Below are 13,034 nucleotides of genomic sequence, written 5' to 3'. Positions count from 1 at the left end.
GGGGGTGCTGGTGCTGGCAGGCTGGGCGGCGCCGCTGCCGGGGCTGCTGGCGCTGGGCGCCACGCTGGCGGCGGCGGCGGCGGTCGCGCGCATCTGGCTCGGCAATCTGCGCCGGCTGGACCAGGCGATGCGCCGCGCCGAGCTGGGGGAGACGGAGACGGTCGTCTTCGACGGCCCCGTGCTGCTCCCCTCGGTCGAGGAGATCGCCGAGGGAGTGCGCCGCCTGGCCCGCAGCGCGAGCGAGCGCGCGGAGCTCGTCGTGCGGCTGCGCCGGGCCGACGAGGCAATCGTGGAGCGGCTGCCCGATCCGCTGGTGGTGCTGGACGGGCGCGGCACCGCGCTGCGCGCCAACGCAGCGGCGCGCACGCTGTTCGGCACATCCGACTCCCGCGTGCCTGCCGGCACGACGCAGGGCGCTCTGGGGGACCTGGCCGCCCTGCTGCGCCACCCGGCGATGGCCGATGCGTTGGACGAGGCGCTGGCCGGCGGCGCGGCCCGCCAGGTGGACATCGCCCTGCCGGTGCCTGTGCCGCGCGACCTGCTGGTGCATGTCATCCCGATGGACCCGCCGCTGGCCGATGGCGGTCGCGTCGTGCTGCTGCTGTCGGACCGCACGCGGGAACGCGCGGTGGAGCGGATGCGCGCCGACTTCGTCGCCAATGCCAGCCACGAGCTGCGCACGCCGCTCGCCTCCCTGATCGGCTTCGTCGAGACGCTGCGCGGCCCGGCGCAGGACGATGCGGAGGCGCGCACGCGCTTCCTCGGCATCATGGCGGAGCAGGCGGAGCGGATGCGCCGGCTGATCGACGACCTGCTCGGCCTCTCCCGCATCGAGATCACCGAGCACCAGCCGCCGACCGGGCGCGTGGAGCTGGCCGCGCTTGCGACGGCGGAGGCGGAGGCGATGGCGCCCATCCTCGCCGCGCGCCGCGTCACGCTGCAGCGGGCGCTGGACGCCGCGGCGGTGGCGACGCCGGCCGATGCGGAGCAGCTCGGCCAGGTGCTGCGAAACCTGCTGGAGAATGCGGCGCGCTACGGTCGGGAGGGCGGGACGATCCGCCTCGCCGTGGCGCCGGTGGAGCCGGGCGGCCGCTGGCCGTCGCGGCCCGGCGTGGTGCTGAGCGTGGCGGATGACGGCCCCGGCATCGCGCGGCATCACCTGCCGCGGCTGACGGAGCGCTTCTACCGCGTGGACCGCGGCCGGTCCCGCCACGCGGGCGGCACCGGCCTCGGCCTGGCGATCGTGAAGCACATCGTGAACCGCCACCGCGGCCAGCTCGTGATCGAGAGCGAGGAAGGCGTCGGCTCCACCTTCCGCGTCTGGCTGCCGGCGGCGGAGTAATCCGGACTACAGGATGAAGTCCTCCGCCCGCAGCGCGCCGCCGCCGGCGACGATGATCACCATCTCGGCCACGGCGTTGGCATCGGGGCCGTCCACCTCCACCAGGGTGCGGCCGAGCGCGGCGTCCCGCACCAGGCGCACCTCCGCCACGCCGGCGCCGCCGGTGAAGGTGCCGTAGCCGATGAAGGCGAAGGCTTCGTCCGCCGGGGTGGCGGCATTGGTGTCGATGGCCGAGAGGTCGATCCGGTCCACGCCGCGCGCGAAGGTCAGGATCAGGTCGCGCAGCACCGTGTTGCTCTCGGCCGTCGCGCCGTAGCGGAAGACGTCCGCGCCGTCCCCGCCGACCAGGGTGTCGGCGCCCGTGCCGCCTTCGATGGTGTCGGCGCCGCCCCCGCCATAGATCTCGTCATTGCCGGCGCCACCCAGGAGGCGGTCGTCGCCGAGGCCGCCATAGAGCGTGTCGTTGCCCACCGCGCCGGTGATGCTGTCCACGCCGGCGCCGCCATAGACGACGTCGTTGCCGTCGCCGCCATCGGCCGTGTTGTCGCCGCCCTGGTTGTAGATGACGTCGTTGCCCGTCCCGCCCGAGAGGCTGTCGTTGCCGCCGCCGCCGGCGACGCTGTCGTTCCCCGCCCCGGCATCCACCGTGTCGGCGCCGAGGCCGCCATCCAGATCGTCGTTGCCGGCGGCCGCGAAGATCGAGTCGTTGCCCGCGCCGCCGCCGAGCGTGTCCGTGGTGTTGCTGCCGGTGATGGTATCGGCACCGGGGGTGCCGTCGTCCAGGATCGGCTCGGGAAATTCCAGCCGCGCCGCGCGGATCTGGTAGTCGGAGAAGCTGCGCGCATCGAAGAAGGCGGCGATGACGCTTCCGTCGCCGGTCTGCGCCAGCTCGGGCCGCGACTGCTCGCCGTTCGGCGCGGAATCCACGCGCGTGACCCCGCCGTCGAGCGTGCCGTCGGCGTGCAGGCGCTGCACCAGGATGTTCGGGTCGAAGCCGCCCGCGGCGATGCCGGAGATGGCGACAAGGATGCTGCCGTCGGACAGCACGCACAGCTCCGTCGTGCCGAAGGTGCCTGTGTTGAAGGTGACGGTGGTCGGCGGGCCTTCCAGCGCGCCGGCGGCATCCAGCCGGTAGACGCGGATGATCTCCGTGCTGGCAGGCGAGGCGATGCTGTGGGCGACGACCAGCCCGCCATCGGGGCGCGCGGCGAGCACCGGGATGTAGGCGTCCGGATTGGTCGGGGTCAGGTCCAGCGTGGGCAGCGCCGCCGGGGAGCCGTCCAGGTTGCGGAACACGATCTTCGTGCTGCCCGTTCCCGGCCCGGTATAGGTCCGCAGCGCGACGGCCAGGATGTCCGCATTCGCGCCCTGCAACGCGGCGGCGGCGTCGTGGATGCCGGTGGCCGGCAGCCAGTCGGCGCCCTGGGTGACCAGGGTGGAGACGGCGCCCGCGCTGCCGTCGGCATTGACGATGGCCAGCTGCAGGCGGTCGGTGCCGGCGCCATCGACATACATCACGCCGGCGCGGCCGCCGGACAGGGCCACGATCTGGTGGAAGATAACGCCGGCGGCGAAGGCTCCGCCGGTCGCCAATGGCAGCTCGGCGCCGACCGTGGCGCCGGTCGCGGGGTCGATGACGCGCGCGCCGATCCGGCTCGCCCCCCCGGCGCTGTCGAACACGCCCCAGCCCACCGCGACGTTGCCGTTGGTCAGCGTGACCACGCCATGCCCGTCGAAATTGCCGACGAGGTTGCTGCTGACCGGCACCGCCGGGCCGAGCGCGGCGCCATCGGCGCCGAAGCGCTTCAGCATGATGGTCACACCGCCATCCGCGTCGATCGCGTAGGGGTAGCCTGACGGGGCGCGGGCGGTGGTGGTGGGCAGGAAGTCATGCCACGCCGCAACGAAGCCGCCGCCCGCAGTGCCGGTCACCCGCGGCTGGTACTCCGCGCCGCCGGCCGAAGTGCCGTCATCCGGCGAGAGCAGCAGGTCGTCCTGGCCGGGAATCGGAACGGGGATCGGCATGCGGTACGCCTCGGTGCGAGTGTCTGGCTAACGTTGCTGTTTCGAACCACTGGCAGAAAGGATCAAGCAACCGTCGGTTGAGGAATGAACGAAAACGTCGGACGCGGAACGATGAAGGCGCCGCAGGACGACGGGACTGAACCGGGCCGTCCCGGACGGGACAGACGAAGCCAATCCGCGCCAGGGGCACCGCCACCCGCGCGAGCACGCGAATTTCCCTTGCCCAAATAGAATACAATAGGCAAAAACGACGCTGCCGCTCGCGCGCGCGTGATCGCGGGGCGGGAAGCCTTCCGCCCGCGGGGCGTTACCGCCCCGGTTCACTCACTGACCGCTTCCACCGTCACGGAGTTGCGCGTGATTCCGCCCGATCCCCTGTTCCGCTCCTTCTTCATGGCCGGCTTCGAGTGTTCGACGCACCGCAACATGCGGCGCAAGCGCCTCGACATGATCGCAGCCACGCATCACGACATGCTGGCGTACGAGGACTACAGCCAGTGCGCCGAGCACGGCATCCGCACCGTCCGCGACGGCGTGCGCTGGCACCTGATCGAGACCTCGCCCGGCCACTACGACTGGTCCTCCCTCCTGCCGATGCTGCGCGCGGCGGAGCGGGCCGATACCCAGGTGATCTGGGACCTCTGCCATTACGGCTGGCCGGACGACATCGACGTGTTCTCGCCCGCCTTCGTGGACCGCTTCGCACGCTACGCCGCGGCCTTCGCGCGGCTGCATGTGGAGGAGACCGGCCGCGCGCCCTTCGTCTGCCCGGTCAACGAGATCTCCTTCCTGGCCTTCGCCGGCGGCGACATGGAACGCTGCAGCCCGCATGCGAAGGGCCGCGGCATGGAGCTGAAGCGCAACCTGGTGCGCGCCGCCGTGGCGGGAACGCATGCGGTGCGCCAGGTGGCGCCGGGCGCCCGCACCGCGGCGATCGACCCCGTCATCAACATCGTGCCCCGCCATGAGGGCGAGGCCGAGGAGGTCCGGCGGCACAATGCCAGCCAGTGGCAGGCCTGGGACATGCTGGCCGGGCGCGAGGAGCCCGCGCTCGGCGGCAGCGAGGACGTGCTCGACGTCGTGGGGATCAACTACTACTGGAACAACCAGTGGCTGCACCATGCCGAGCCGCTCAGCGTCTTCGACGCCGCGCGCTTCCGTCCCTTCCGGGACCTGATCAAGGACGCCGCCGCGCGCTATGCAGGCCGTGACCTGTTCGTGGCGGAGACCAGCATCGAAGGCTGGCCGCGCCCGACCTGGCTGCGCTACGTGACGGAGGAGACGCTGGCCGCGGCGGCGGAAGGCGTGCGGGTGCACGGCATCTGCCTCTATCCCGTCATCTCGCATATCGGCTGGGACGAGGACCGCTACTGCGCGAACGGCCTGTTCGAGTTGCAGCCGAAGCATGGCCGGCGCGAGGCGTATCGCCCGCTGGCGGAGGAACTGGCGCGGCTCCAGGCGACGATGCGCGATGCCACGTCGGCGGCGCCGCGAAGCGCCGCGGTCTGAAGATCACGCCGGGCCACCCCGCGGGGTGGCCCGGCACCCCCGGTCAGACCGGCACGCCGAGGATGAAGTCGGCCGCCTGCAGCGGCACGGTGCTGGTGAGGACGATCTCCATGTCCACGGTGTTGTCGCCATTGCGGTCCACCTGCACCAGCGTCACCCGGTTGGTGAAGTCGCGGACGAAGCGCACCTCGGCGTCCGAGCCGGCGGAGAACGCCGCCTGGCCGATGAAGGTGAAGAACCCGTCGGCATCCCCGGAATTCAGATCGCTGAGGTCGATCCGGTCGTGCTCGCCGGGCGCCTTGGCGAACAGCGACCGCTCGAAGCCCGTGATGGTGTCGAAGCCGCTGGTCGCGTTGCTGAAGGTGGTCGAGCCGTAGATGAAGATGTCGGCGCCGGCCCCGCCGAACAGCGCGTCCGCGCCTTCGCCGCCGTTCAGCGTGTCCGCGCCTTCGCCGCCATAGAGCGTGTCGGCGCCGTTGTCCGCGCGCAGCGAGTCGGCGCCCGCGGCGCCGTCGAGCCGGTCGTTGCCGCTGTTGCCGATCAGCGTGTCGTCGCCGTCCTCGCCGAACAGGCTGTCGTTCTCCAGGCCGCCATCGACATAGTCCGCGTCCGCGCCGCCGAACAGCGTGTCATTGCCGGTTTCGCCGCCGAACAGGCTGTCGGCGCCGGTGCCGGCTTCCAGACGGTCGTTGCCGGCGCCGCCATCCATCGACTCGGCGCCCGCGCCACCATAAAGGCTGTCGTTGCCGTCATTGCCGAACAGGACGTCACCGTCGTCGTCGCCGCCGAACAGCCGGTCGTTGCCCTCGCCGCCCAGCAGCACGTCGTTCCCGGCGCCGCCGCTCAGCCGGTCGTCGCCGATGCCGCCGGACAGGCTGTCGGCACCTCCATCGGCATTCAGCGTGTCGTTACCGGCGCCGCCGGCCAGCGTGTTGGCGCCGAACAGGTCGGTCAGGATGTCGTTGCCGTCCTCGCCCTGCAGGTCGTCGTTGCCGTCGCGCCCGTTCAGCGAATCGTTGCCGCCGCCGCCCAGCAGCGTGTCGTTGCCGCTGCCGCCATCCAGCTGGTCGTTCCCGGGCAGCGCCACGCCAGCACTGACGTCGCCGAGCAGCAGGTCGTCGCCGGCCTCGCCGCTGAGCAGGTCGTTGCCGGCACCGCCATTCAGGACGTCGCCCTCGGTGCCGCCACGCAGCGTATCGTTGCCGGATCCCCCGACCAGGCTGTCCGCCCCGCCGCTGCCATGCAGCGAATCGGCGTCCGCGCCGCCATCCAGCGAGTCGGCGCCGCCGCCGGCCTGCAGCGTGTCGTTCCCCGCGCCGCCCTGCAGCAGCGAGCCGACATTGGCGCGCCCGGTGAGGCTGTCGCCGAAACCGGAGCCGATGACGCCGTTGATGAAGAAGAGCAGGTCGCCCTGCGCGTCGCCGCCCGTGTTGACGTTGGTCTGCAGGTTGACCGTCACGCCCACGGACGACGTGCCGTAATCCGCGACGTTCAGCACGAAGGTGCTGTCCGGGTTCAGCTCCCAGGCCGCGCTGGGGCCGCCTGTCGTGCCGTAGATGGTGTCGGCGCCGGCGGCGCCGAGCAGCACGTCGCTGCCGATGCCGCCCGTCAGCAGGTCGGCGCCGGTGCCGCCGCTCACCGTATCCGTGCCGGGGCCGCCATCGATCGTGTCGGCGCCCGCGCCGGGCAGGGTGACGGCACCTGCCGACGGATCGCCCGAACCGGAGATGACGTCGTTCCCCGCCCGGCCCGAGATGCGCTGCGCCAGGGTCGTGCCGAACAGCGTGTCGTCCCCGTCCGTGCCATTGCCGACGGCGTCGGTGATCAGTGTCGCGGACATGCTGGCGCCCTTGTTCCGTTCCCTGCGGATCCCGGCGGGATCGGCTGCGGAATTAATAGTTGGCGCATGACTGGGCAGCAACCGCTGCATGTCATAAGCGCCATTCCATATCGATATTTTCGCATCTGAATATAATTAGACGATGCCGGCGCCGCCCGGCCGGTCCAACGCCGCTGCACGCTCGGACAGGAATCGGCGCCTTGAGGGCTCGCGACCCTTGACCCACCGCCCCGGCGTGGCATTTCCCGCCTCACCATGGACCTTCCCGCCGAGCCGGCGCCCGCAGGGCTGGCGACCGATCCGCGCGCCCCGGGCGAAGCCGCCCCGGGTCCCGCGCGCGCGACCGAGCGGCCACCGCGCTTGGCCGTGGTGCTGTTCAACCTCGGCGGCCCGGACGCACCGGACAGCGTGCGGCCGTTCCTGGTCAACCTGTTCACCGACCCCGCCATCCTGCGCGTGCCGGGCTGGGTCAGGCCCTGGCTTGGCCGGATCATCGCCTGGCGGCGGACCAAGCCGGCCAGCGAGAACTACGCCATCCTCGGCGGTCGGTCCCCGCTGCTGGAACTCACGCAGGAGCAGGCGGCGAGCCTGCAGGCGGCGCTGGCCGCGGACGGCGGGGTGGAGGCGCGGGTCTTCATCGCGATGCGCTACTGGCACCCGATGAGCGACGCCACGGCGGCCGAGGTGAAGGCCTGGGGCCCGGACGAGATCCTGCTGCTGCCGCTCTACCCGCAGTTCTCCACCACCACGACGGGCAGCAGCATCGTGGCGTGGGAGAAGGCGGCGGCGCGCGTCGGCCTGGACGTGCCCACCACCACGCTCTGCTGTTTCCATTCCGATGCGGGCTTCGCCGGCTCAACCGCGGCGATCGTGCGCGCCGCCTGGGACAAGGCGCGGGCCGAGCTCGATCCCGCCATCCCGCTGCGCGTGCTGTTCAGCGCGCATGGCCTGCCGGAGAGCATCGTGCAGGCCGGCGACCCCTATCAGTGGCAGGTCGAGCAGTCCGTCGCGCAGGTGGTGGAGCGGCTGGGTCTCGAGGGGCTGGACCACGTCGTCTGCTACCAGTCCCGCGTGACGCCGCAGAAATGGATCGGCCCCTCCACCGAGGAGGAGCTGGAGCGCGCGGGGCACGACAAGGTGGCGGTGCTGGTCGTGCCGATCGCCTTCACCTCCGAGCATTCGGAGACGCTGGTCGAGCTGGACGTGGAGTATCGCGAGGAGGCGGAGCGGCTCGGCGTGCCCGGCTATTTCCGCGCGCCGGCGCAGAATTCCGACCCGGCCTTCATCGCCGCGCTGGCCGGGCTGGTGCACCGGGGGCGCGCGGAGGGGCGCAGCCTCTGCTCCTTCGCGGGCGCGCGGCAATGCCCGAAGCAGCACGGCGACTGCCCGCATGCGAAGCTGGCCGCGGAGCGCCGGGCCCGGGTGGCGGCGTGACCGCACCGCCCGCGCCGGCCCGGCCGGCGGCCGTCCTGTTCGACTGCGACGGCGTGCTGGCCGACACCGAGGCGCTGCACGACCGCATCATGGCCGAGGAGATCTCCGGCCTCGGCTGGGAGATCACGCCGGAGGAAGGCGCGCGCCGCTTCCGCGGCCTGGCCTGGGAGGCGATCGGGCCGATGGTCGAGCAGCGGCTCGGCCCTGGCTCGGTGCCGGCAGACTTCCTGCCGACGCTGGTCGCCCGCGTGGTGCGCGCGCTGGAGGAAGAGGCGGTGCCCGTGGCGGGCGCACTGGCGGCGGTGGCCGCCATCGAGGCGGCGGGGATCCCCGTGGCGGTCGCCAGCAACTCCTCCAACCCCGAGCTTGCGACCAAGCTGCGGCGGCTGGGCCTGGCGGAGACCTTCCGCGGCCGCAGCTTCAGCGTGAACGACGTGGCGCGGCCCAAGCCGGCGCCCGACATGTACCGCGCCGCCGCCGCCGCCTGCGGCGCCGATCCGCGGGCCTGCGTCGTGGTGGAGGACAGCGTCGCCGGCGCGCGCGCCGGGATTGCCGCGGGCTGCCGGGTGCTCGGCTTCGCGCGCAACACGCCGGCCGAGGCGCTGCGCGCCGTCGGTGCCGAGCCCTTCGGCGACATGTGCGACCTGCCGGCGCTGCTCGGGCTGACGGACGCGCCCACGCGCTGATAGCCTGCCGCCCGCGCCGTCCCGCCTGCATCGGGGACCGACGCGGGAAGGGGAGGGCTGTTGGATGAGAAGACGCCTCGTCGCCATCATCGCCGCGCTTCTGGCGCTGCCGCTCGCGGCCTTTGCGCAGGACTATCCGTCGCGGCCGATCACCGTGGTCGTCGGCTACCCGCCGGGCGGCAACACCGACCTGATGGCGCGCGCGCTGCAGCCGGAACTGAGCCGCGCGCTGGGACAGAGCGTGGTGATCGTGAACCGGGGTGGCGCGGCCGGAACCATCGGCGCGGCGGAGGCCGCCCGCGCCCGGCCCGACGGCTACACGCTGCTGTTCTCGCCGAACAACCCGCTGACGGCGCAGCCGCACCAGCAGGCGCTGAGCTACGGGCTCGACAGCTTCCGCTTCCTCTGCATGGTCTACGACAACCCGCAGGTGCTGGTCGGCGCGCGCAACATGCCGTTCCAGGACTTCGCCGGCATGGTCCGCCACGGCCGCAGCGGGAAGGAGGCGCTGGTCTTCGGCTCGCCCGGGCAGGGCAGCACGCAGCACATCCTGATGGCGGCGCTGCTCGCCCGCCTCGGGATCGAGGGGCTGCACGTGCCCTTCACCGGCGCCGCGCCGATGGCCCAGGCCGCCCTCGGCGGCCAGATCCAGGTCTTCGTCGAGAGCGCCTCGATCCCGGCCTCCACCGGCCTGCCGGTGCTCGGCGTCATGGCGCCGCAGCGCATGGCCGGCGTGGACGCGCCAACCCTCGCCGAGCTTGGCCAGCCGCTCGTCGGCAGCAGCAATGGCGGGCTGCTTGCCCCGGCCGGCCTGCCCGACGCGATCGCCGCCACGCTCGAGCGCGGCTGCGCCGCCGCCGCGGCGAGCGAGAGCTTCCGGACCACCGCGCAACGGCTCAACGCGGTGCCGGTGCATCTGGACGGCGCCGCCTTCCGCGCGCGCTTCGCCGAGGAGAGCGAGCTGAACCGCACGGTGCTGCGCGACCTCGGCCTGGCGCGGCAGTAGGAGACGTCACGCGTGACGCTGGATGTCCTCGCGCCTGCCTATCCCTGGACCAAGTCGCTGCACGTGATCGCGGTCTTCGCCTGGATGGCTGGGCTGTTCTACCTGCCGCGCCTTTATGTGTACCACTCGCAGGTGCCGGCCGGCGATCCGCGCTCCGAGACCTTCAAGGTGATGGAGCGCCGGCTGCTGAAGGCGATCATGAATCCCGCGATGATCGCATCATACCTGTTCGGCATCCTGGTGGTGCTGACGCCGGGCGTGATCGACTGGACGGCCGGGTGGTGGCACCTGAAGCTGCTGGGGATCGCGGCGCTGACCTGGTGCCACATGGACCTGGCGAAGGCTCTGAAGGGCTTCGCGCGGGACGAGCGGCCGCGCACAGAACGCGCCTGGCGCATCCTGAACGAGGTGCCCACGCTCGCCCTCATCGTCATCGTGGTGATGGTGATCGCGAAGCCGTTCTGATCCGCGGCGCGGCCGTCGAGCGTCCTCAGGCCGGCGCCGGCGCGGGGCGCCTGACGCCGACGAAGGCGATGGCGGCGACCATGCAGAGCACGGCGGCGGCGAAGAAGGCCGGCAGGTAGCTGCCGACCGCGTCGCGGCTGCTGCCGGCAAGCGCCGCGAAGGCGCCCGAGCCCAACTGGTGCGCGGCGAGGATCCAGGCGAGCAGCGCCGGCCCCGTCTCCCGCCCGAAGGTCGCGATGGTCAGCTTCACCGTCGGCGGCATGGTCGCGATGAAGTCGAGCCCGTAGATCACCGCGAAGATGGTCAGCCCCACCAGCGTCGCATCGCTGAACACCAGCCAGAACAGCGACACGCCGCGCAGCCCGTAATACATCGAGAGCAGCCAGCGGTTGTCGTAGCGATCGGACAGCCAGCCGGAGCCGATCGTGCCGATCAGGTCCGCGACGCCGATCACCGCGAGCAGCCAGGCCGCGGTGACCATCGGGATGCCGATGTCGCCGCAATAGGGCACGAGATGCGCCTGGGTGATGCCGAAGCTCGAGACGCCGCAGATGGCGAAGGCGCCCGCCAGGATCCAGAAGACCGGCTTCCGCACGCCGAGCGCCAGCACGTCGAGGCTGATGCGGACGAAGTTGCCCTGGGGCGGCGGCGGCACCGGCTGCATGACGGTGTCGCCATAAGCGGGCAGGCCAAGCTCCTGCGGGCGGTTGCGGAAGAACAGGTGGCAGAGGACCAGCATCACCGCCATGCCGATGGCCGAGGGCAGCAGGGCCATGCGCCAGCCCCAGCTCTCGGCGATCCAGGCGGCGAGCGGCATGAAGACCAGCACGCCGGTCGCGGTCGCGCCGCCCATCAGGCCGATCACCATGCCGCGCCGCGCGGTGAACCAGCGGGACGAGATGATGGCGTTGAGCTGCAAGGCCGTGAGCCCGGGCGCAATGCCGAGCACGACGCCGACCCCTAGCCAGAGCTGCCAGCTGGTCTGCATGGTCGCGGTCAGCGCGAGGCCGGCCAGCAGCAGCGTGCCTGCGAAGGCCAGCATGCGGCGTGGGCCGTAGCGGAGCATCAGCCCGCCCGCGAAGGGCGCCATCAGCCCGAACATCGCGAAGCGCAGGCCCTGCGGTGCCGAAAGCTCGCCGATCGTCATGCCGAGTTCCTGCGACATGGGCAGGATCAGCACGCCGGGCACGCCCAGCGCGGAGGTCGAGAAGAGGACGTAGAAGAAGGCAAGGCCCGCCATGACCCAGCCGTAATGGATGCCGCGCGCCGCGAGGGCTCGCGCGAGCCGTTCGGCGAACATCGGGTCGTCCTTCCCCCTGCTACGACAAGCTTACGCGTGTCTGAACGCGGGCGACATGAAATTGCGGAAGGCTGCTGCAGGGCGTGCGCGGGGGTGAGGGCGCTCGCACGGCGCGCGGCCCGATGATGGCGGCAATGTGGCACGGCGGCCGCACCCGCTCGCGCAGTCGTGGCGAGGCCACCGTCACGATTGCGTGCGTTTTGTAGGTTGTATACCGATCAAGGCTCCTTCACCCAACAGGAACCCGCATGCCGGATCGCGCCCCGCCCCCCGAGATCGGCCCGATCCGCGACGCCTGGCGCCTGGCGCGAGGCTGGTTCGCGGCGGAGCCCTGGGTGGCCGGGGGGCTCGCCGCCGGCGCGCTCGCCCTGATCCTGGCGCAGATCGCAATCGATTGGGGCTTCGCGCTGTGGCACCGGGCGGCCTTCGACGCGCTCGGCGAGCGCGACGGCACGGCCTTCGGGACGCAGTTGCTGGTCTTCGCCGGGCTGATCGCGGCGCTGATGGTGACCAGCGTCGGGCGACTCTGGTCGCGCCAGATGATCGGCTTCCGCTGGCGGCGCTGGCTGGTGCTGCGGCTGCAGGGCGCGATGCTCGCCGATGGGCGGCACCACAGGCTGGCCGGCGATGCCGCGGGCACCGACAACCCCGACCAGCGGATCGGCGAGAACGCCCGCTGGGCCACGGCCATCGCGGTCGATCTCGCCCTCGGCCTGATCTACGCGGTCGTGCTGCTGGTCTCCTTCGCGGGGATGCTGTGGCAGCTCTCGGCGGGCTTCTTCCTGCCCCTGCCGGGCGGCCCGCTGCCTGTCCCGGGCGGGATGCTCTGGGCGGCGCTGCTCTATGCCGGCGGCTGCGCCGTGGTGACCTTCTGGCTCGGCCGCCGCCTGCCCGCGATCCACATGGCGCGCAACGAAGCCGAGGGCGACCACCGCTTCGCGCTGGTGCGCCTGCGCGAGAACAGCGAGGCGATCGCGCTGCTGCGCGGCGAGGCCGACGAGCGTCGCGGCCTGGCGGATGCCTATACGAGGCTCGAGGCCGTGATGCGCCGCCTGTTCCGCGCCGAGCGCGACCTGATGTGGCTCGGCTGCTGCTTCATGCCGGTGGCGGGCGTGGTGCCGCTGCTGCTGGGCGCGCCGCAATACTTCGCCGGCGCGATCACGCTCGGCGTGCTGATGCAGACCGCGCACGCCTTCCACGAGGTGACCCGCGCGCTCTGCTGGCTGACCGAGAACTGGCCGCGGCTGGCGGATTGGCGCTGCCATGTCGCCCGCGTCGTCGAGCTGGAGCGCGCGCTGGCGGCGCCGGACGCATCGCCCGGCACGCTGCGGCGGGAGGAAGGCGCGCCGGCGCTCGAGCTGCGCGGCCTGGCGCTGGCAACGCCATGCGGCCGCGACCTGCTGCGCGCGCCGGAGGTGACGCTTGCC

Annotated in this window: 10 protein-coding genes; 7 read left to right on the top strand and 3 right to left on the bottom strand. The window is 72.2% G+C overall.

Features of this window, described 5'->3' with window-relative positions:
- A partial coding sequence (locus OZN99_RS14115; RefSeq protein ID WP_270935880.1) for an ATP-binding protein occupies positions 1 to 1,342 on the top strand: 1,342 nt, incomplete at its 5' end.
- A gap of 6 nt (positions 1,343 to 1,348) precedes the next feature.
- On the opposite strand, the gene OZN99_RS14110 is transcribed toward OZN99_RS14115, so the two are convergent.
- Positions 1,349 to 3,367, bottom strand: coding sequence for a calcium-binding protein (locus OZN99_RS14110; RefSeq protein ID WP_270935879.1), 2,019 nt, complete (start codon positions 3,365 to 3,367; stop codon positions 1,349 to 1,351).
- A gap of 357 nt (positions 3,368 to 3,724) precedes the next feature.
- On the opposite strand from OZN99_RS14110, the gene OZN99_RS14105 reads away from it, so the two are divergent.
- Positions 3,725 to 4,876 carry a beta-glucosidase gene (locus tag OZN99_RS14105; protein ID WP_270935878.1) on the top strand — a complete coding sequence of 384 codons (1,152 nt, stop codon included), beginning with the start codon at positions 3,725 to 3,727 and terminating at the stop codon, positions 4,874 to 4,876.
- Between the two features lie 43 nt (positions 4,877 to 4,919).
- Here OZN99_RS14105 and OZN99_RS14100 read toward each other — a convergent pair whose 3' ends face one another.
- Positions 4,920 to 6,716, bottom strand: a complete 1,797-nt coding sequence (locus OZN99_RS14100; protein WP_270935877.1) for a calcium-binding protein — start codon at positions 6,714 to 6,716, stop codon at positions 4,920 to 4,922.
- A 255-nt stretch (positions 6,717 to 6,971) separates the two neighbouring features.
- Here OZN99_RS14100 and hemH point away from each other — a divergent pair, with 255 nt between their 5' ends.
- The 4 genes from hemH (at position 6,972) to hemJ (ending at position 10,307) form a co-directional block, all read left to right on the top strand.
- Positions 6,972 to 8,150, top strand: a complete 1,179-nt coding sequence (hemH, locus tag OZN99_RS14095) for a ferrochelatase (RefSeq protein WP_270935876.1) — start codon at positions 6,972 to 6,974, stop codon at positions 8,148 to 8,150.
- Entirely contained in the window at positions 8,147 to 8,836 is a 690-nt protein-coding gene (locus tag OZN99_RS14090; protein ID WP_270935875.1) for an HAD family hydrolase, read from the top strand. Before hemH ends, OZN99_RS14090 begins: the two co-directional genes overlap by 4 nt.
- Before the next feature lie 64 nt (positions 8,837 to 8,900).
- On the top strand, positions 8,901 to 9,842 hold the full coding sequence (locus OZN99_RS14085; RefSeq protein WP_270935874.1) for a tripartite tricarboxylate transporter substrate binding protein: 942 nt from the start codon (positions 8,901 to 8,903) through the stop codon (positions 9,840 to 9,842).
- Positions 9,843 to 9,854: 12 nt separating this feature from the next.
- A complete protein-coding gene (gene hemJ / locus OZN99_RS14080) occupies positions 9,855 to 10,307 on the top strand; it encodes a protoporphyrinogen oxidase HemJ (protein ID WP_270935873.1) in 453 nt (150 codons plus the stop codon).
- Between the two features lie 25 nt (positions 10,308 to 10,332).
- Here the strand turns inward: hemJ and OZN99_RS14075 are convergent, their stop codons facing one another.
- Positions 10,333 to 11,607, bottom strand: coding sequence for an MFS transporter (locus OZN99_RS14075; protein WP_270935872.1), 1,275 nt, complete (start codon positions 11,605 to 11,607; stop codon positions 10,333 to 10,335).
- A gap of 248 nt (positions 11,608 to 11,855) precedes the next feature.
- Here OZN99_RS14075 and OZN99_RS14070 point away from each other — a divergent pair.
- A partial coding sequence (locus OZN99_RS14070) for an SbmA/BacA-like family transporter (protein WP_270935871.1) occupies positions 11,856 to 13,034 on the top strand: 1,179 nt, incomplete at its 3' end.

Origin of the sequence: Falsiroseomonas oryzae, from assembly GCF_027856955.1 — a bacterium.
Taxonomy (GTDB): domain Bacteria; phylum Pseudomonadota; class Alphaproteobacteria; order Acetobacterales; family Acetobacteraceae; genus Falsiroseomonas; species Falsiroseomonas oryzae.
This window is presented reverse-complemented; position numbering and strand designations above follow the sequence as displayed.